The 19,520-nt window shown below is 34.9% G+C and carries 17 protein-coding genes and 1 pseudogene; 9 read left to right on the top strand and 9 right to left on the bottom strand.

Annotated elements, in window-relative coordinates; all coding sequences use genetic code 11:
* The first annotated feature begins 67 nt into the window (after positions 1 to 67).
* From yidC to AACZ49_RS15890, 3 genes are all read left to right on the top strand, one after another.
* Positions 68 to 1,921, top strand: coding sequence for a membrane protein insertase YidC (gene yidC / locus AACZ49_RS15880; RefSeq protein ID WP_339656934.1), 1,854 nt, complete (start codon positions 68 to 70; stop codon positions 1,919 to 1,921).
* 372 nt (positions 1,922 to 2,293) lie between these two features.
* Positions 2,294 to 3,484: a tRNA 2-thiouridine(34) synthase MnmA gene (gene mnmA, locus AACZ49_RS15885; protein WP_339656936.1), complete on the top strand. Its 1,191-nt coding sequence runs from the start codon at positions 2,294 to 2,296 to the stop codon at positions 3,482 to 3,484.
* A 63-nt stretch (positions 3,485 to 3,547) separates the two neighbouring features.
* Entirely contained in the window at positions 3,548 to 4,489 is a 942-nt protein-coding gene (locus tag AACZ49_RS15890) for a nitronate monooxygenase (RefSeq protein WP_339656937.1), read from the top strand.
* 1 nt (position 4,490) lies between these two features.
* On the opposite strand, the gene AACZ49_RS15895 is transcribed toward AACZ49_RS15890, so the two are convergent.
* Positions 4,491 to 7,916, bottom strand: coding sequence for a HEAT repeat domain-containing protein (locus AACZ49_RS15895; RefSeq protein WP_339656938.1), 3,426 nt, complete (start codon positions 7,914 to 7,916; stop codon positions 4,491 to 4,493).
* Positions 7,917 to 8,114: 198 nt separating this feature from the next.
* Here AACZ49_RS15895 and AACZ49_RS15900 point away from each other — a divergent pair, with 198 nt between their 5' ends.
* Positions 8,115 to 9,053, top strand: a complete 939-nt coding sequence (locus AACZ49_RS15900) for a DUF1080 domain-containing protein (RefSeq protein WP_339656939.1) — start codon at positions 8,115 to 8,117, stop codon at positions 9,051 to 9,053.
* Between the two features lie 48 nt (positions 9,054 to 9,101).
* Here the strand turns inward: AACZ49_RS15900 and AACZ49_RS15905 are convergent, their stop codons facing one another.
* The 4 genes from AACZ49_RS15905 to AACZ49_RS15920 form a co-directional block, all read right to left on the bottom strand.
* The gene (locus AACZ49_RS15905; RefSeq protein WP_339657001.1) at positions 9,102 to 9,317 is read right to left on the bottom strand and encodes a DUF2007 domain-containing protein; all 216 of its coding nucleotides are present in this window, start codon (positions 9,315 to 9,317) and stop codon (positions 9,102 to 9,104) included.
* 16 nt (positions 9,318 to 9,333) lie between these two features.
* Positions 9,334 to 11,526 (bottom strand): M28 family metallopeptidase, encoded by a 2,193-nt coding sequence (locus tag AACZ49_RS15910; protein ID WP_339656940.1) that lies wholly within the window; start codon positions 11,524 to 11,526, stop codon positions 9,334 to 9,336.
* Positions 11,527 to 11,550: 24 nt separating this feature from the next.
* Positions 11,551 to 12,654: a Gfo/Idh/MocA family oxidoreductase gene (locus tag AACZ49_RS15915; RefSeq protein ID WP_339656941.1), complete on the bottom strand. Its 1,104-nt coding sequence runs from the start codon at positions 12,652 to 12,654 to the stop codon at positions 11,551 to 11,553.
* A 647-nt stretch (positions 12,655 to 13,301) separates the two neighbouring features.
* Complete coding sequence (locus AACZ49_RS15920; protein WP_339656943.1) at positions 13,302 to 14,015, bottom strand: pirin family protein; 714 nt, start codon at positions 14,013 to 14,015, stop codon at positions 13,302 to 13,304.
* Between the two features lie 191 nt (positions 14,016 to 14,206).
* Here AACZ49_RS15920 and AACZ49_RS15925 point away from each other — a divergent pair, with 191 nt between their 5' ends.
* Positions 14,207 to 14,677, top strand: coding sequence for a hypothetical protein (locus tag AACZ49_RS15925; RefSeq protein WP_339656944.1), 471 nt, complete (start codon positions 14,207 to 14,209; stop codon positions 14,675 to 14,677).
* A 2-nt stretch (positions 14,678 to 14,679) separates the two neighbouring features.
* Here AACZ49_RS15925 and AACZ49_RS15930 read toward each other — a convergent pair.
* Positions 14,680 to 14,862: pseudogene (locus AACZ49_RS15930) on the bottom strand (DUF58 domain-containing protein); the annotation flags it as partial.
* A gap of 38 nt (positions 14,863 to 14,900) precedes the next feature.
* On the opposite strand from AACZ49_RS15930, the gene AACZ49_RS15935 reads away from it, so the two are divergent.
* Positions 14,901 to 15,503, top strand: coding sequence for an RDD family protein (locus AACZ49_RS15935; RefSeq protein ID WP_339656946.1), 603 nt, complete (start codon positions 14,901 to 14,903; stop codon positions 15,501 to 15,503).
* Positions 15,504 to 15,506: 3 nt separating this feature from the next.
* Positions 15,507 to 16,124, top strand: coding sequence for a trimeric intracellular cation channel family protein (locus tag AACZ49_RS15940; RefSeq protein WP_339656948.1), 618 nt, complete (start codon positions 15,507 to 15,509; stop codon positions 16,122 to 16,124).
* Between the two features lie 42 nt (positions 16,125 to 16,166).
* Here the strand turns inward: AACZ49_RS15940 and AACZ49_RS15945 are convergent, their stop codons facing one another.
* The gene (locus tag AACZ49_RS15945; RefSeq protein WP_339656950.1) at positions 16,167 to 16,886 is read right to left on the bottom strand and encodes a peptidylprolyl isomerase; all 720 of its coding nucleotides are present in this window, start codon (positions 16,884 to 16,886) and stop codon (positions 16,167 to 16,169) included.
* On the opposite strand from AACZ49_RS15945, the gene AACZ49_RS15950 reads away from it, so the two are divergent.
* Positions 16,885 to 17,526 carry a CoA pyrophosphatase gene (locus AACZ49_RS15950; RefSeq protein WP_339656952.1) on the top strand — a complete coding sequence of 214 codons (642 nt, stop codon included), beginning with the start codon at positions 16,885 to 16,887 and terminating at the stop codon, positions 17,524 to 17,526. The genes AACZ49_RS15945 and AACZ49_RS15950 overlap by 2 nt on opposite strands.
* Before the next feature lie 26 nt (positions 17,527 to 17,552).
* Positions 17,553 to 18,359: a lysophospholipid acyltransferase family protein gene (locus AACZ49_RS15955; RefSeq protein WP_339656954.1), complete on the top strand. Its 807-nt coding sequence runs from the start codon at positions 17,553 to 17,555 to the stop codon at positions 18,357 to 18,359.
* Here the strand turns inward: AACZ49_RS15955 and AACZ49_RS15960 are convergent.
* Both AACZ49_RS15960 and AACZ49_RS15965 read right to left on the bottom strand, forming a co-directional pair.
* Positions 18,356 to 19,006 carry a hypothetical protein gene (locus AACZ49_RS15960; protein WP_339656956.1) on the bottom strand — a complete coding sequence of 217 codons (651 nt, stop codon included), beginning with the start codon at positions 19,004 to 19,006 and terminating at the stop codon, positions 18,356 to 18,358. The two genes, AACZ49_RS15955 and AACZ49_RS15960, sit on opposite strands and share 4 nt — an antisense overlap.
* Positions 19,007 to 19,010: 4 nt before the next feature.
* Positions 19,011 to 19,505 (bottom strand): sigma-70 family RNA polymerase sigma factor, encoded by a 495-nt coding sequence (locus tag AACZ49_RS15965; RefSeq protein ID WP_339656958.1) that lies wholly within the window; start codon positions 19,503 to 19,505, stop codon positions 19,011 to 19,013.
* Between the last annotated feature and the right edge of the window lie 15 nt (positions 19,506 to 19,520).

The raw sequence follows: 19,520 nt of genomic DNA on the forward strand, positions 1-19,520 counted from the left end.
CTTCATATTTGGACATATATTTGCTTTCTTAAAAATCAAATATTCCCAATTAATTTAGAAATACCACATGGAAGAAAAGAAATTTGATGTACAATCCATCATAGGCTTCGTGCTTATTTTCGGAATACTGATCTTCATGTTTTACCAAAATCAACCGACTCCAGAAGAGTTAGCGGCAGAAAAGGCAAAGCAAGAGCAAGTTGAGGCTGCAAAGACATCTGAGAATTTAGAAACAGAAACTGTAATTAATGATATTCCTCAGTTAGATTTGCAAGATTCAACTGCCGTAGCAAATTACCAAGGGACACTTGGAGCTTTTGGATTTACAAAACCGTCGAATGAAGTTACTACTTTGGAGAACGATGTGCTTCTTTTGAAGATTAGTAATAAAGGTGGGCAGATTACGGAAGCGATAATGAAAAATTTCGTGACCTATGACTCTGTACCGGTTTATTTGATTAAAGATGGTAATGCTTCTTTCGGATTGGATTTTTCTACATCTGATAATCGAGTATTAAATACTCAAGATTTATACTTTGAGCCAATCCTTACCAACGATAACGGAAATCAAGTTCTTTCTTTAAAGGCAAAAACATCTAATAATCAATATTTAGAATATAGGTATGAGATGAAGCCTAATGAATATTTGGTCGATTTTACGATCAAGTCAAAAGGTTTGGATAATGTGATAAATTCTAGTAAGCCAGTTCAATTAGATTGGAAGTTAAAAGGTATTCGTCACTCTAAAAGTATTCAGTACGAAAACCGATATACCCGATTGACGTATAATCATGAAGATGATAAAATAAGTAAGCTTTCTGAAGGTAGTGATGATGAAGAAACGGAAGAAGATGTAAAGTGGATTTCATATAGACAGCATTTCTTTAGTAGTATTCTTGCTGCTGATCAACCTTTTAAAAATGGTGATTTAACCTCAGTGAATTTAGTTGAAGAAGAAAGTAGAACTTTTGGTTTTACGAAAAAATATTCATCTATTCTACCTTTAGAATTGGAAGGTGGTGAGATATCTAAGGATTTACATTGGTATTTTGGGCCAACAGATGTTGATACGCTTTCTAAGTATGAAGACTTAGGTTTAGTTGATTCCATTCCTTTTGGTTGGGGAATTTTCGGCTGGATCAACCGTTATGTATTTACGCCTTTTTACTCGCTAATTAGCAACTATTTTCCTTATGGTATTGCAATAGTTATTATGACTATCCTAGTTCGTTTGGCGATGTCACCTGTAACTTATAAGTCTTACTTATCTCAAGCTAAAATGAAGGTATTAAAGCCTGAAATTACCGAGTTAGGAGAAAAGTATAAGGACAATGCAATGAAAAAACAGCAAGAAACCATGAAATTATATGGTAAGGCTGGGGTGAGTCCTATGAGTGGTTGTATACCTGCTGTAATACAAATGCCCATATTTTATGCGCTATTCATGTTTTTCCCAACATCATTTGCGCTACGTCAGAAATCATTTTTATGGGCAGATGACCTTTCCTCTTTCGATACTATATATCAATTCCCAGAAGGTTTTTCTATTCCTTTCTATGGTGATCACGTTAGTTTGTTCCCAATTTTGGCATCAATAGCAATCTTTTTCTATATGATGATGACTACGGGTCAGAATATGCCCACGCAACCAGGTATGCCAAACATGAAATTTATTATGTACTTAATGCCATTTATGATGTTGTTTTTCTTTAACAACTATGCAAGTGGATTATCTTTGTATTATTTTGTTTCAAACATGATTACCATTGGTATAATGTTGGTTATCAAGAATTTCATTCTGGATAATGATAGAATACATGCGCAAATTCAGGAAAACAAAAAGAAACCTAAGAAAGAGAACAAGTTTCAAAAGAAAATGCGTGAAATGATGGAGCAAGCAGAAGCTCAGAAGAAAAAGTAGTAATTCTTCCTTTTGGTTTTACCATATAAGAGAAAAGCCCTTTCAAATTTGAAAGGGCTTTTGCCATTGATTAAGGATTGGTTTGGTAAGATTTGGGATGGTAAATATGAAATTAATTTAAGGTTCTCAAAAAAGTTAGTTGTCAAGGAGAGGTTATTGTATGCTAAAGGAGTGTTTGGTGTTGTTTGGATGGGAAGGTTTTAAAATTGATTTCCAATTTAAATAAACCACTATCTTTTCTGTCCTTAGCGTTGAAATCATTAAGCGCTATCTGACTGTTTTTAACAGACCATTTTTATGATTAATTACATGAGGTATAAAAAAGTAATCCTGAAATGAAATTTTGTAATTTTGTTACGACAAAATGCATAGATGAAAAAAGTAGTTGTAGGACTTTCGGGAGGAGTAGATTCAAGCGTAGCAGCATACCTTTTAAAAGAACAGGGTTATGATGTTATTGGCTTGTTCATGAAGAATTGGCACGATGATTCTGTGACCATATCAGAAGAATGTCCGTGGTTGGAAGATAGCAACGATGCATTAATTGTTGCCGAAAAATTGGGAATACCATTTCAAACAGTCGATTTAAGTGTTGAGTATAAAGAGCGTATTGTTGATTATATGTTTAGGGAATACGAAATGGGGCGAACACCAAATCCAGATGTTCTTTGTAATCGCGAGATAAAATTCGACGTGTTTCTAAAAATAGCTATGCAGTTGGGAGCTGATTATGTGGCAACAGGTCATTATTGTAGAAAAGGGACGTTACCTAATGTCGATGGAACAGAAACATATCAATTACTAGCGGGCAAAGATGGGAATAAAGACCAGTCTTATTTCTTATGTCAGTTATCACAAGAGCAATTATCAAAAACTTTATTTCCGATAGGGGAATTGACCAAACCACAAGTAAGGGAAATTGCTGCAAAAATGAATTTAATTACGGCAGATAAAAAAGATTCTCAAGGCTTATGCTTTATTGGTAAAGTTCGTTTGCCAGAATTTTTACAACAGCAATTGAAGCCTAAAGTAGGAAAAATAGTTGAGGTGCCTGCCGAGTTAGATAGGTACGAAAGAGCAACACCTATTTTTACAGATATTTATTCAGAACTTGATTTTTATGCTAAAAAGCCTGTTTATCAAGTGACCGATGGTAAGATAGTTGGCGAGCACCAAGGTGCTCATTATTTTACCAAAGGTCAACGTAAAGGGTTGCATGTAGGTGGTACAAAAGAACCATTATTTGTTATAGATACCGATGTAAAGGAAAACGTTATTTATACAGGTCAGGGTAAATCTCATCCAGGTTTGTATAGAAGAACCTTATTTGTAAAGGATAAAGAAATACATTGGGTACGGCAAGACTTAGCTTTGAACATTGATGAAAAATTAGAAGTTAAGGCACGTATACGCTATCGTCAAGAATTACAAGAAGCAATACTTTATAGGGTTGATGGTGGAATGTATGTAGATTTCAAGGAAATGCAATCAGCCATTACCGAAGGTCAATTTGTAGCTTGGTATTTAGAAGATGACCTTATTGGTTCTGGAGTGATTTCATGAAATTTGGGTAACGAACTTATGGTGCTAATAAATACAGTTTAGTACTAGCTATAAAATTTTCTCATGCAGAATAGAATTACCGAACTTTTTAATATTGAATACCCTATTGTACAAGGTGGCATGGTATGGACAAGCGGTTGGCGATTGGCCAGTGCTGTATCTAACGCTGGGGGGTTGGGTGTTATAGGTGCCGGTAGTATGTATTCGGAAGTTTTACGTGAGCATATTCAAAAATGTAAAAAGGCAACTGATAAGCCATTTGGTGTCAATATTCCTATGTTATATCCCGATATTGAAAAGCTCATAGATATTATCATAGAAGAGGATGTTAAGATTGTATTTACATCTGCAGGAAACCCAAAAACCTGGACCTCGTTTTTAAAGGAAAAAGGAATAACCGTAGTACATGTTGTAAGCAGTTTGAAATTTGCATTGAAAGCGCAAGAGGCTGGTGTAGATGCTATTGTTGCCGAAGGTTTTGAAGCAGGAGGCCATAATGGTCGTGATGAAACCACTACGATAGTATTGATACCTACGGTTAAAGAGCAAATACATATTCCATTAATTGCTGCTGGAGGTATAGCCACAGGTAAAGCCATGTTAGCGGTAATGGTACTCGGTGCTGATGGGGTGCAAGTGGGTAGCCGTTTTGTGGCAAGTGAAGAAGCTTCTAATCATTTGAATTTTAAGAAGGTAGTCGTTAATGCAAAGGAGGGTGATACTCAGTTGACGTTAAAAGAATTAGCCCCAGTTCGTCTGGTTAAGAATAAGTTCTATCACGAAGTCCAAAAAGCATATGCAGAAGGTACTACTACAGAAGAATTGAAAACACTGCTTGGTCGAGGTCGTGCTAAAAAAGGTATGTTTCTGGGTGATTTAGAAAATGGCGAGCTCGAAATAGGTCAAGTATCTTCATTGATACATGACATAAAACCAGCTGGCCAAATAATTAAAGAGATGATATTGGAATTTAGAAAGCGTAAAGAGGAACTTTCTTCCTTATAATTTATCTTCCTTCACCCACAATCTCTATTTCTTGATTCTTTAAAGTTGCTAAATATTCCATTAAATCTCGAAGTTCTCTCCTAGAAATCATACGACCCATGGCTGGCATTGCGGACATAGAATTTTCTCTTTTGGCAATTCTTTTAAGAGGAATTTCTAAAGGTTCCGCTTCAGAAGTTCGTAATAATAGTTGTGTGTTGTCTTCATCGATTAGCACACCATGAACTTTTTGTCCGTCTTTTAAAGTTATGTTAACTGAACCATAACCAGGTGCTAATCTTAGACTGGGCTCTATTAGTGCTTCCAATAATTGTTCTCTACTTAACACATTGGCAATATTATCCAAAGCAGGTCCAACTTCACCACCCGCACCATTTACAGAATGGCATCGTACACACTGTGCGGTAGGGTTATTATTGAAAACAGATCTACCAGACCACCAATTTCCACCATATAAAGTTTCTTGAAAAGAATCGGCAGAGTAGCCAACCTTTTTTAATCGTTCTAATCGAGCTATTAATTTCGGATTTTCAGTGGCCTTTACCGACTCCATCAAATCTAAAATTATACCTTGATCTAACTGATTTTTACTTGCCTTTTCTATTAAGCTGTTTAATATGGTATTGCTGTTTGCGACAGGTAAGTCACCGAGAACGTCTAACATTCTTTGTTGTTCAGATACAGAACCTTTCTTGAAAATAGGACCTACAATGGCAGGTAGTTTTTCTTTTGGAAGGTTAATTTGACCTAATAAGCCCACTGCAGCGGTTCTCACTTCTTCATTTTGGTCTTGCATACCAATTGACATCGCAGCTTCTATGTTTTTAAATTTTAACTGACCAAGTGTATTTAAAATAGCTGCTCTAACTTCAGGAGATTTATTTGACTTGAAAATATAGTAAAGTTCATCGTTATAAGAGTTTATACCGATAGCACTTAGGGTTTTTGAAATTCCTATCAAAATTTCAGGCTGACGGTCTTTTAGAAATGAGGGAATATCTTTTATAATTTTATTCTCAAGTTCATTTCCTTCTCTTATTATCTCACCTCTATATCTACCATCCACTCGGTCTAACAAAGAAGGGTTATTCCAAGTACCTAATGCAGCCAAAGCTTCACCTCTTAAGCTACTGGTTACATTTGTTCTTTTTGCAAAATTAATCAGCATATCTAATTCCTGTTCTCCACCTACTCGTAATGCTGCATTTATGGCTCTTCTTAAAAGAGGTTCTGAGGTATGCTTTTCATTATTCAATATTGAAGCTAAAGCAGGTAAGGCATCTTCAATAGAAAGGTCATCATTAATAGCTCTTGCAGTTTCGGTTATGATATATTCATCTTTATCAGATAAAAAGATGGAGATTTTGGGATCTTGTAATTTTCGTAATACCAGAACGGCTGCAAGTCGGAGAGCTCTATTTTCACTATTCGCAAGAGCTAAAAGTGGTTCTGCATTACCGATTCGAGAAAGTGCTAAAACAGCGGCATGTCTTAAATAAAGATCGTTGTCGTTGTTTGCTTCAATCATTGCTAAAAGAGGTTCAACGGCTTTTTCATATTTTAGTCTACCTAATGCTTGAGCTGCGAAAAATTTAACTCTATCATTTTCATGAGTGGTTAAGGAAATTAAAGTATCGGCTGCTGCCTCATATCTCAAATCACCTAAAACCTTTGCGCTTTGAGCTATAATTTCAGGATCGCTATCATTCAATAATTCAAGTAATGGCTTTGCATCATCTTTATCATTGGCAGCAATTTGCCCTATTCCCCAAATGGCATGAATACGCGCAAACTGATTTTCATTATTCTTAAGAACATCTTTTAATGCCCTGTAACCCCAAAAGGTTCTCTTGGCTAATTCGAACTGTGCTTTTTGGCGAATTCTCATATCACCGTAACTTAAAAGTTTTACTAAGTTTTCGGATTTATCATCCTTATAACTGTGAGTCATTAATCGTTGGGTCTCTAATCGCTCTTGGGCTAGATCGTTAGCATCTTCTGTTACGTCTAACTTCCAGACCCTACCAAAATCTTTACTTCCCCAACCATTTACCCAATCAGCCAAGTATAAAGCCCCATCAGGTCCAAAATCAATTCCTGTCGGTAATACGCCCGATAAAATAGATTCATCGGTATTCAATTCAAAAGAAGCACCTTTTGGTTTTAAGTCAAAAGACCAAATATGTGAACGGCTAGGGTCACCAACGAATTCTACTAAAAAGAATTTATCCATCCATTTTTTACCGAGTGCGGTACCAGGGTTATACCTCATCCCCGTAGGTCCATTATGAAAATTTTGGATTGGAGGCATGATGTAAGCTGCTTGTCCTTCCCAACGTGGAATAAACAATTTTTCATCCATCCAAACATTATAGCCATTGTTCTTTGGGTCTGTATATTTTCCATATTGCCAATTGGCACGCCACCCAGCATCAGAGCCTTCGACTATATGAACAAGTCTTTCACTTTCACCTTTGTGATCACCATCATTATCTGATGAAATAATATTTCCGTACGCATCAAAAACAAATTCATGAGTATTTCTCAATCCGTGTGCAAATACTTCAAAATTAGAACCATCAGGATTGCTTCTTACAATAACCCCTTCATTTGGGTATTTATGATTTTCACCATCAACTGTAGTTATATTTGCACCAATATCGCCGATGCCCCAATAAATTTTTCCATCTGGTCCTTCAATTGCCCCAGACATACCGTGGCCACTAAAGCCAATATGCACTGCAAAACCAGTTGCAATACTCGTTTTTGTATCTAAAATTTTATCACCGTTAGTATCTGTAAGGCGATACATACCTGGACCAATACCTACAAAAACATCTTCATCTCTAACCAAAAGTGCTCCTGCTTGATCATTGATTTCATCGTTAAAATCATTCATTATTTGAGTAGAGATATCGGCTATACCATCTTTATCGGTATCTTCTAACATCCAAACTTCATCTTGTTCAACTGCAAGGTCATGCCAATCATGAATGCTATCATTATTTAAATCTGGCAACCATTCATTTTCTTTACTAAGCTCAGGAGCGAAGGTCTTATGCAGAAAGGCTCTTCTGTCCTCAACAGACTCTAATGCGATAGATTCGGTCATCCAGTCTCTATGGCCACGTATATCAAATTCAGAATTTTTATTTCTATTCGAACGGGTTATATAAATATTACCATCATTATCAATATCCAAAGCAATTGGATCTGGGGCTAAAGAGTCTGAGGCCCAAAGACTCAATTTTAAACCATCAGCTACTTTTGCTGAAATGCTTTCCCTTGCAAGTTTTACCATTTCAATTAGCGCAGTGCTATCTTGTTGAATGGTTAAAGGAATTTCAATTGGTTTTTTTTCTTCACAGGAAATAGTTAAAAGGCATATGGTAAAAATGCCTAGCAAAAACTTTTGAAATGATGTCATTTTAATTTTTAGTTGAATTGAAGTTTAAAAGTAACGATTATTGTAATTAATCAATAATGAAAAACTATTCTAGTTAAATTATTAACATGATATTTTAAATATGACATTTTTTTGATTTTGATAGTATTTATTTTTTCTAATGGAAACACAAATTTAAAACTTCCATTATATTTGAATGTATATCAAACATCTAATACTATGAATATAATAAAAACAACTTTTGCTCTTTTTACTTTTGCTACCCTTAACTTAAATGTTATGGTAGCGCAAGAGGGGCATCCATTAGAAGGAAAATGGAATTTGACTATTGATCAAGAAGGAGAAGAATTACCAGCTTGGCTAGAAATTAGACACTCTGGTAATAACACGTTAATTGGTAGGTTTACTTATGCCTTTGGTAGCGCACGACCTGTTGCAGAAATTGAAAAACATGGAGACTTGTTTTCATTTGAAATTCCGCCACAGTGGGAGCCAGGAGCTTCAAATATGGAGTTTGAAGGAAAAATTGTTGGTGACGGCCTTGAAGGTACTATGATTTATGTTGATGGTAAAACCTATAATTGGAAGGCTACAAAATCTCCAATTCTACCTTTTTATGACAATGCAAAAGAAGGAAAGACCATTCAGCTTTTTAATGGGAAGAATTTAAATGGATGGAAAATAAAAGAAGGTAACCAATGGTCCGTAATTGATGGTGTGTTAACTAGCTCTAAATCTGGTGTTAACCTTATTTCGGAAGAAAAGTTCAAGGATTTTAAATTACATACAGAATTTCGATATCCAGAAGGTAGTAATAGTGGCTTGTATTTAAGAGGTCGTTATGAAGTGCAAATAGCAGATAATATAGGATTGGAAGCTTCTTCTATTTATTTTGGTGGAATTTATGGTTTACTTACCCCTAATGAAAATGTTGCAATGAAAGCAGGGGAGTGGCAAACCTTTGATATAACATTAATTGGTAGACAAGTAACTATTATTGCCAATGGTAAGACTGTTATATCGAACCAAAATATAGATGCGATGACGGGTGGCGCTTTAGATAACAACGAAGTGGAAGCTGGCCCAATAATGATTCAAGGAGATCATGGCCCTGTAGAATTCAGAAAATTAGAAATAACCCCTTTGTCTAAGGGATAAGATACTTTTAAATGAAAAAAGCCTCCAAATATGGAGGCTTTTTTATTTTTAATCATCCCAATTTAATAGGTTGATTAGGGCCAAGGCTTTTACTTCTTCATCTTCATGAACGAAAATCTGAATGAAATTAGATAAGGGTGCCCCAAAACCAGCCAAACGTGCAGATTCACTTTCATTTTTTAGAATAGGCTCTATATCGTTATTCTTTAAAGTAAGTTCCACTTTATGGACTTCAATGCTATTACCGCTAAAAATTTTATATATTTTGAATCCATTATAATTATTTTATACCTGTGTTCATTTCTTTAATATATGTATTGAAACTCTTAAAAGTAGAAGTTAATATTTCAATTTGTTCCTGCGCCTCTTTCCAATCTTTTTGTTCGATAGCTTCTCTAACGCCAGGTAGTGTTTTAACACCATATCCTGTATAAAAACCAGGAGCATATATTTGATGTTTAAACCAAGGTCTTCTGGGAAGTCCATTTTCAGAAGTTAACATTTGTTCAGCTTTCATAAGTTTCTTATTGAGTTCATTTCTCATCTTGCTTGAAAGTGCAGTTGTATTTATTTTATCGAATTCGGATATAGATTCATTAAGTATTACTAATTCATTTTGTAAAGGAGTAAAGTCGATATATGGTATCTTGTCTTTTTTAGTTGGGCTTTTAATCTGTTTTGTAGGGTCAGCCGCTAATTGATATATATTATTCTCAACCATTTTATTATGTTTAAGAACATCTTTACGCATAGTCTCCGTTTCATTGATTATTTCAGTCAGATAATTTGAAACTGTAGAATGCCATTGGGTGAAATTTAGTGGCAATACATCCGCATTTGCCAAACGTAAGGTTATCAGTCCGGCAGTATTTGCCAAAGCTACACCGTATGCAAACTCAGGATCTTTGAATCTTTTGTAATGAGGGTAAGTATCATAAATGGTATGGTATTCACCACCACCATTTTCACCCCCAAATCCTAAATTTAAAGCTGCTATACCAGCATGTTGTATAAAAGGGGTGTAATCTGACCCAGAGCCTAGTGCATATAATTCAAAAGATTCATCGCCGCCATTAACCATATTCGCCGCCATTCGTCGTTCTTTTACAGTTGCTTTAGTTTGTGGGTCGATCACCGATTCGGCAACCTCACTCACCATAGCTTGTAATGAGTGTGAACCTCCTGCACCTAAAAATCCACGACCATTACCATCGGTATTGATATAAGCAACCACTTTCTCCTGCAATTCTTTTTTATGATCTTCAACCCATTCAGTAGATCCTATTAGACCAGGTTCTTCAGCATCCCAAGCACAAAAAACTAAAGTTCGTTTTGGTTTCTGTCCTTTTTTTGCAAGTTCGCCGATTGCTCGTGCTTCTTCCATAAGTGCTACCATACCACTAATAGGATCGTTTGCACCATGAACCCAAGCATCATGGTGATTGCCACGCATAATCCATTGGTCTGGAAATTCAGACCCCTTTAAAGTTGCAATTACATTGTGTGCAGGCACCAGTTTCCAATCGAAAGTAAGTTTTAGGTGTACTTTTGCTGGTCCAGGACCTATGTGATACGTTATTGGTAAACCACCTCGCCATGATTCTGGAGCTATCGTACCATCTAAAGCAGATAAAAGAGGTAGTGCATCTTCATATGAAATTGGTAAAACAGGAATTTTTGTAATGGTCGGTGCGTCTTTTCGATCCAATCTTTTAGCGTCTTTAGTAGCTGCATAACCGGGAGTCAAAACATCACCTGGGTAAGTAGGCATATCCATAACAGAACCTCTCTGCACTCCTGTTTCATTTTTATATGCACCTTTAGGGTAAACATCACCTTGACCATAACCGTCATCTTCAGGGTCAGAGTAAATAATACAACCTATAGCGCCTTTTTCAGCAGCTAACTTTGGCTTAATACCCCTCCATGAACCTTGATATTTAGCAATAACAATTTTCCCTTTTACACTTATACCTAATTTTTCTAATTCTTCATAGTCTTTAGGGATACCATAGTTGACAAAAACCAATTCTGCTTCTACGTCACCATCTGTAGAAAATGCATTGTAGCTAGGTAAAAGTGCATCCCCTTGAGCAGTAAATGGGTCACCTTCTACAGGAACTGCAGTTAATTTTGCAGAATAGGTTGTAGGCCCGGTTAGTTCTAAAACCCTTGCTGTAGGATAGGGAAAAAGAATTTGATAGGTTTCAATTTTGGCATCGTAGCCCCAAGATTCAAACTGATTTTTAATCCATTTTGCATTTTTCTCGCCAAATTCTGTACCGACCCAATGAGGTTCTGCAGCCATTTTCTGCATCCACTGATCTAGGTTTGTGGCATTTAATTTTTCTTCAAAACTTTTTTCTAGTTGAAATTGCTTTTTCGTGTTCTCAGGTGAAAATCCTATTATTGATTTTTGAGAAAAACCGGTGAGAAATGTAATTAAGAATAGTGTGGTTAAAATTTGTTTCATAGTGTTAGATAAAGATGTTGAGGTTTAATTCGATTTAAGTTTAATGGTTGTACCTGTTTTAGAGCTTGTAATGGCTGCTTGTAGAATCTCCATAGTAATTATGTTATTCTCTAATGCATATACATTGTATGGTTCTAAAATTAATTGATTATTTATAACAGCTGCAAAAACAGAGAATGGATCATCAAATGGTTTTTGTCGCTTCCCTAAAAGAAATGTCTCTTCGGTGTAATCGCTGTATCCTTTAGAAAGTCTTAGCCGTAATTGGGTCGGATTGTCAGAATAAAGAGCGCCCTTAGTACCATAGACCTCCATATCTTTTCTACCGATGGGCCAATTCCAAGAAGGTTCTAAAATGGCCATTTCATTATCATAGGTTAAAACAATTGTAGCATCGTCATCTACCTTAGGGTTATTTTCTGGTTGTAACTGTTGTGTAACTGCAGTAATACTTTTTGGTCGTTTACCTTTCATTAGCCAAGTCATCAGATTAGCTCCGTAACAGCCAAAATCCATAATTGCTCCGCCGCCATTTAATACTGGGTCTGATAACCATTCTAAAAATTCATCGGAAACACCAATCTTTTTTGGGCCTTTATGACCGTCTCTAATGATAACCTTTCTTAATTCACCAATTGCTCCTTTCTCTAATAAATCATTTGCCTTTACATTGGTCTCATACCATGATGTTTCATAATTAGTTAACACATGAATTTGATATTTTTTGGCCAAGGCTTCAATTTTTTTAGCGTCCTCTAGATTAGTGGCTAAGGGTTTTTCTACCATTACATGTATGCCTTTTGGAGCGCATGCTTCGACTACATTTAAATGTTCCTTAATATTACCAAAAGCAGCTACAGCATCTGGTTTTACCATTTTTATCATCTCATCCATAGTATCGAAAACGATATCCATAGAAAACCCAAATTCATTAGAAAATCTTTGCGCTAATTGCTTGTTGGGTTCAACTATACCCACCATTTTAATGTCAGATTGTGATTCTCTACTAAGTATCCATCCAACATGGCCATGTGTAAGACCGGCAACTCCCAATTTCAGTACACTATCTTGAGCAATAGTACTATTTATGGTCAGTATGAATAACATGGTTACGAAAAATTGTTTCATAAGAAGGTTTTTAAATTTTAAATAGGTTTTTCAATAGTTATATGTTCTATTAGATTTATACTTGTGGTAAAATTAAATTTACTGCCATTATGATCTTCAGACTCCACCCGGATTTGACCTTAGTGGTGATTATTTTTTTTTAATACCGTAGTCCGATGCCATAGCCTTCAAATTTTGCCGAGTTATGTTATTAATGAAAGACTTAAAAATATTGTCTTGTTTATTTATAGGAATGCCTATGCCATTCTCTTCGACGTTAAATTTAAAAAAAGCCAGATACTTTAACAGAACTAATTGTAATAGACGTCACTTTATTCGATGATTAAAATTTTTAGGGCATTATGATTGAAATTTTGGAATACCATTCTAAGGTCATTAAATCTACCGATTTTAATTGGCATCTCCTCCATAATTTAATACAGCCAGTTCCTTGTTTTATTTTTTAAATCGATCTGTGTTTTTTTAAGATTCAATTCACCTTCTTTTAATGATTTATTATTTTTTTCCATAGCGGAGGGGTATAAATACTAGAGCTCTATTTTATCTAAATATAAGAAAGTAGCCACTTAAAAAAACAAAAGACGCCTTAAGTTGGCGTCTTTTTTACACAATAATTAACTCTGATTTTAATGAAGACTACAAAATAGCTAATTACTCATGGGTACTTCTATTACCAATACTTTGGCATCACTATTACTATGTAATGTAAAGGAGTCGGTTTCCCAAATTCCATAACCATCTCGTTTATTTAAGATTTGGCTATTTACTTCTATGTCACCTTCCAAAACAAAGATATAAACACCATTTCCTTCTTTTTTTATAGAATAGTAATCCGTTTTATCGGATTCATAATCTCCTAAATGAAACCATGCATCTTGGTGAATCCAAACTCCATTATCATTCTCATTTGGAGAGAGAATTTGATATAGGCTATTTTTGGTTTCTATATTTTTTATAGAAATTTGATCATATCTAGGAGTTACATCTCTTTTATTTGGAATTACCCAAATTTGCAGAAATTTAACAATTTTATTTTTGTTTTTATTATGCTCGCTGTGCGAGACTCCTGTGCCAGCGCTCATTACCTGCACATCACCAGATTTAATGATAGTAGAATTCCCCATATCGTCCATATGTTGAAGATCACCTTCTAGAGGTATGGAAATTATTTCCATATTACTGTGAGGATGAGTTCCAAATCCACGACCTGAAGCAACCATGTCGTCATTTAATACTCGTAGTACCCCAAAATTCATACGTTCGGGGTTATGATAGTTCGCAAAACTAAAGCTATGATATGAGTTTAACCATCCATGATCAGCATGTCCTCTAGTGTCTGATTTATGTAAAATTGTTTTCATTTTTAATTTTTTTGATATATAAAATTAGTCGTTTTTTTGTTCCTAGCTTTACAAGTAATGTATGGGTGAAAATTGGTCATGATAGTTTTTAAAAGTAGGGTTTATCGCAGTTGGAATGTTTATTATTACAATGAGTGCCTAACATAATATATCTAGCCAATAAACGTTTTCCACAAAAATTCCCTTTTAAAATGAAATCTGTAGCTTTTTTATATTTATTATTTTCAATTTCAACGATATATGCTCAAAAAAGTACTGATGCTGTTAAACATTTAGGTGCTGGTATTGTTATTGGCGGAGTTGGAGGATATGCTGCGTATAAGATTTCGAACGGTCAACGAGGATGGACTTGGGCTGGTGCTGTGGGAAGTAGCTTAGCTGCCGGATTGGCAAAAGAGGCTATTTATGATAAACCAAAGGGTGCTGAATGGGAAACAAGAGATGTAGTTTTCACTACACTAGGTGGTATGGTTTCAGCTTTAGTTTTAGAAGTATTTACGGGAAATGATGGTGGTAGAAGAGGAAGAAGTGGTAGTGGCAAAAAATGTGGTTGTTTGGTAGCGGAATTAGAGTTTAATCAAGAATTAGATTTGCCGATATTTGTAGAAAAAGGAACGGGAGATATTACCTCAGAATTACAGGCTGCCTATATTTTAAGATAAGCTCATAAAAGTCCCTTTGCCTTTATTTCTAAATATTTATTTATAGTATTGATAGTCAAATCTCCTGGTTTTGTAAGCATGGTCTGTATACCATACTTTCGTAGTTCATGTACTACCAATTGTTTTTCATAGATGAATTTCTCTGCAATGGTTTGTTCAAAAATTTCTAAAGTGTTATTTGATTTTTACTGGGTATAAGAAATGAGTTCTGTGTTCCCTTTTAGTGAATGTAATAGGCGATGCTATCGGCTATATTTATGAAGACGGCTGGACACAAAGAGGATTAATGGCTTTAATTTTCTTACCGGCAATGTTCTATAGCTTATTAATGCATATTATTTTTAATGGCAGAACGGTTGGTAAAATGTTGCTTAAAATGAGGGTGGTAAAGTTAGATGGCTCACCAGTACATTGGAGTAATTATTTAGTTCGTTGGATGCTGCGCTTGGTTGATATTTGGCTTTTTGTAGGCTCAATTGGTATTTTAACCATTCTATTTTCAGAAAAGAGACAGCGTTTAGGTGATGCCGCTGCGGGTACTGTGGTCATTAGTACAAAGAACAAAACAACCGTGTCGCATACTATATTGGAAGAAGTGGAAGATGCATATGTACCTCAATTTACCAACGTTACGATATTGACCGATAAGGATATTCGTTTGATCAAAGAAACTTTTAACATAGCCAAAAAAAGCAGTAATTTTAAGACATTAAAGGCGTTAAGAGAAAAGGTTGATAGTATCTTGCAAACAAATTCTGAATTATTCGACATGGAGTATTTAGAAACTGTTCTTAAAGACTATAATTACTTCACCCAAAAGTTATAAGTGATGTTTTATTTTATCATTGATATATTAGGAACAATTGCATTTGCCATATCTGGTGTTCTAGTAGCTATGGATAAAAAGTTAGACGTCTTTGGTGTGTTGATAATTGCTTTTGTTACTGCTGTTGGTGGCGGTACTTTGAGCGATTTGTTAATAGGTATTAGACCTGTGGGATGGTTAAATACACCAATGCACCTACTTATAATAATCATTACCGTTTTACTGGCAATATTATTTGTAAAACAATTAAAGCATGTCAGAAAATCGCTATTTCTATTCGATACCATTGGTATTGGTCTTTATACCATGATGGGTGTTGAAAAAGGGTTGGCTGCTGAGTTATCACCAGTCATGTGCATAGCCTTAGGTACCATTACAGCTTGTTTTGGTGGAGTAATACGAGATATATTATGTAATGAAATACCAGTAATTTTTAGAAAGGAAATTTATGCTACAGTTTGTATTTTAGGCGGATTAGTTTATTTTCTTTTAATTCAATTTCCTATGGACAATACCATATCCTATTCTATGGCAATCCTAACCATAATTATTACTAGGGTCTTGGTTGTTCGGTTTAAGATTTCATTACCGAATATATATCGCAATAGCAATAAATATTGAGATAACCGCTCATCTTATAAAAGACTGTTTTACCAACATCTACTACTCAACGACTTCTGCTTTTTCAATATAAATATTCTGCATGGGCCAATCTCCTTCACCAACCGGCTGATTATTTATTTTGTCAACAATGTCCATTCCTTCAATGACCCTGCCGAATGGTGTGTACTCATCGTCTAGGTGATAAGAACCTGGATCTGTAACCACTATAAAAAACTCAAAGGGTGATGCTAGCATATGCGGGTTATCCATTTCACTACTTGGCATAGAAATAGTTCCTCGGTCGTGTTTATGTCCTTTTCTGGTATCGGGTGGTAGTAGGTATCTGCCGATATCAGCTCTTTTCTTTCCGGTTTTTCGATCATCTGAATTTCCTCCTTGAATAATGAAATCCTTAACGACCCTATGGAATTGGGTATAATTAAAATATCCTTTTCGGGTTAGGTAAATGAAATTTGCACGGTGATATGGTACATTGTCATATAATTCTACGGTAAAGCTTCCTAAATTTGTAGTGATTTTTACTTTATTGGAGTTCAAGGTTTTTTCATAGTTGAAAAAGAAGTCTATGGCATTGTCCTCAGTAAGCTGGAATTTTTCTTCATTTTCTTGTTCTGATAGGGAAACTGTTTCAAGTTGGGTCGAATCTATAGTTGCCGTTGGTACAAATGTTACACTTTCAGATTTCTTAGAAGTATCTTTGCATCCTAAGGTAATAATTACGATACTAAAAAAATATAAATAGAATTTTGGTGAATTCATGGACTTTAATTTTTTTGAACAACGGATATCAAAAATAAAACATCTACCGCTTCCGGGGGAGGCTTCACAGTATAAAATGGCACCTGAAGGCCGATTCGAAGAATTTAAAGAAATAAATCTAAAAATTCGAAACCCGAGAAAGGCGGCTGTTATGGCATTGTTTTATCCAACAATTAGCCAAAATACCAATTTATTGCTAATTCTTCGTAAGACCTATAAAGGAGTTCACTCTAATCAAGTAGGATTTCCTGGTGGTAAAGCTGAAAAATATGACGACGGACTTTTATCTACCGCGTTGCGAGAAACGCATGAAGAAGTAGGGGTAAAGCCAACTGATGTAATGGTGATTAAAGAGATGTCAGAAATATTTATACCTCCAAGTAACTTTATTGTACAACCATTTATCGGTTTGTATAAAAATCCAAAACCATTTGTTAAGCAGGATCATGAAGTTGAATTGATTTTAGAGGTGCCTTTATTAGATTTTTTAGACGAAAATAAAATCGTATCAAAAAAAATAACTACTTCACATGCAGTCGATATTGAAGTACCTGCCTTTGAATTAAACGGTTATATCGTTTGGGGAGCCACCGCTATGATGTTAAACGAGATTAAAGAGTTATTAAAGCAGGTGTTGTAAGGCATATTTATTTATTTTAGCATTCTATGGGAATATTTAAGACAAACCCTTTTGGGCATAATTTATTTATCAAAAAATGGCTTATTCGTATTCTAGCATTGCTATCGCATCAACGTTATAAACGTTTTAACACTTTAGAGATAGAGGGGTCAGAAGTTATTCGAAATTTACCAGATAGAAATGTACTATTTGTTAGTAATCACCAAACATATTTTGCTGATGTGGTAGCAATGTTTCACGTATTCAATGCAAGTTTAAGTGGTCGTGAAGATTCAATAAAAAATTTGGGATATATATGGCAGCCTAAATTGAACATGTATTATGTTGCTGCAGCCGAAACGATGAAGAAAAGTCTTTTGACCAAGATTATGGCCTATGCAGGGTCAGTAAGCGTCGAGAGAACTTGGCGAGCAGAAGGGCAAGATGTGAAAAGGCAAGTGAAAATGAGTGATATTTCGAGTATTGGAAAAGCATTGACCGATGGGTGGGTAATTACTTTTCCTCAAGGTACAACAACACCATGGAAACCATTACGAAAAGGTACTGCCCATATTATTAAAAAATATAAACCTGTAGTTGTACCAGTAGTAATTGATGGTTTTCGTCGTTCATTTGATAAGAAAGGACTTCGTATTAAGAAAAAGGGAATTTTACAATCCATGGTTATCAAAGAACCTTTGGAAATTGATTATGAAAATGAATCTTTTGAGGCTATCATAGAAAAACTAGAGTACGCTATTGAGCAGCACCCTTCTTTTTTAAAGGTGATTTCTAAGAAAGACTTATTAGCGTACGAAGAGGAGAATAAGAAGCGTAAATGGAAACAATCTTAAAATTCCAATTGTCTTAACTCACTATAATTCTTCTTTAATTTTCTTAGCAATAGACCATATAATAGAAAATAAATACCTCCCATAAACAAGGTTAGTATTATTCCAAAAATACCTATTGATAGCATTACTGTTATTTTTAATTTTTCTTGGGATACGTTTTTGAGACCATCTTTTAATTCAGGAAAAGCTTGGGTGATATTGTCATTCAAATAAACACCTATAACCATTATGATTACAGTAACCATAATCATCGATAATGAGAAAATAACATAGTGCTTAACTGTTCTTCGTGTTTTAATAATTTTCCTCATTAAATTCTTAGAATTATCAAGTACTGAAATTTCTTTAAATCTTTGATAAAACTGAAAAATAAAGTAAAATGCAACGGTATACGTTAATATAGAAAGAACAAAGAGATATTTGGAAACTCCAATCTTTTTGTACACCTCCATGCCCTCCTGCATTGATGGTAAAAGGTATAACAAATGAGGTAGTGTAAATTCTAAGATACTTATGATAAGTATCCATTTTACGATAGAGGAAGATTTTTCCCATATCATTTTATGTATATCCTCATAGCTTAATTTAGGAATATCAAACTCCTTTTTTTGCCAGTCTTTCTTTAATAATTCCAGTTCATCCGTCATACCCTTATGGATTCAAAATGGTTTTTAATTTTGTTTTTATACGGTTCATTTTAACGCGTGCATTTACTTCTGTTATACCTAATGTTTCTGAGATTTCGGTATAATTTTTATCCTCGAGATATAAAAAGACCAAGGCTTTGTCAATATCACCTAATTGTTTAACTGCTTTATACATCAATTTTAATTGTATTTCTTCTGTTTCATCATACTCATCTGCTTTTACCTTAAAAATTATGGATTCATAATCAGCGGTATCAATTCTTCTTTTGTGCTTTCGATACAGGGTAATTGCTGTATTTAAAGCTACACGATACATCCAAGTGCTAAATTTTGCATCACCTCTAAATTTGGGATATGCTTTCCATAATTGTATGGTAATTTCTTGAAACAAATCGTTGTGAGAGTCGCGGTCATTTGTATACAGCGTACACACTTTATGAACAATGTTTTGGTTGTCCTGTAGCTCGGTCACAAATTTGTGTTCAAGTTCTTTGTTCACTTTTGGTTGGTTGAT

Origin of the sequence: uncultured Maribacter sp., from assembly GCF_963975365.1 — a bacterium.
Classification (GTDB): domain Bacteria; phylum Bacteroidota; class Bacteroidia; order Flavobacteriales; family Flavobacteriaceae; genus Maribacter.

Coding starts and splice junctions, on each gene's coding strand:
- yidC (WP_339656934.1), top strand. CDS start 68: ATGGAAGAAAAGAAATTTGATGTACAATCCATCATAGGCTTCGTGCTT.
- mnmA (WP_339656936.1), top strand. CDS start 2,294: ATGAAAAAAGTAGTTGTAGGACTTTCGGGAGGAGTAGATTCAAGCGTA.
- AACZ49_RS15890 (WP_339656937.1), top strand. CDS start 3,548: ATGCAGAATAGAATTACCGAACTTTTTAATATTGAATACCCTATTGTA.
- AACZ49_RS15895 (WP_339656938.1), bottom strand. CDS start 7,916: ATGACATCATTTCAAAAGTTTTTGCTAGGCATTTTTACCATATGCCTT.
- AACZ49_RS15900 (WP_339656939.1), top strand. CDS start 8,115: ATGAATATAATAAAAACAACTTTTGCTCTTTTTACTTTTGCTACCCTT.
- AACZ49_RS15910 (WP_339656940.1), bottom strand. CDS start 11,526: ATGAAACAAATTTTAACCACACTATTCTTAATTACATTTCTCACCGGT.
- AACZ49_RS15915 (WP_339656941.1), bottom strand. CDS start 12,654: ATGAAACAATTTTTCGTAACCATGTTATTCATACTGACCATAAATAGT.
- AACZ49_RS15920 (WP_339656943.1), bottom strand. CDS start 14,015: ATGAAAACAATTTTACATAAATCAGACACTAGAGGACATGCTGATCAT.
- AACZ49_RS15925 (WP_339656944.1), top strand. CDS start 14,207: ATGAAATCTGTAGCTTTTTTATATTTATTATTTTCAATTTCAACGATA.
- AACZ49_RS15940 (WP_339656948.1), top strand. CDS start 15,507: ATGTTTTATTTTATCATTGATATATTAGGAACAATTGCATTTGCCATA.
- AACZ49_RS15950 (WP_339656952.1), top strand. CDS start 16,885: ATGGACTTTAATTTTTTTGAACAACGGATATCAAAAATAAAACATCTA.
- AACZ49_RS15945 (WP_339656950.1), bottom strand. CDS start 16,886: ATGAATTCACCAAAATTCTATTTATATTTTTTTAGTATCGTAATTATT.
- AACZ49_RS15955 (WP_339656954.1), top strand. CDS start 17,553: ATGGGAATATTTAAGACAAACCCTTTTGGGCATAATTTATTTATCAAA.
- AACZ49_RS15960 (WP_339656956.1), bottom strand. CDS start 19,006: ATGACGGATGAACTGGAATTATTAAAGAAAGACTGGCAAAAAAAGGAG.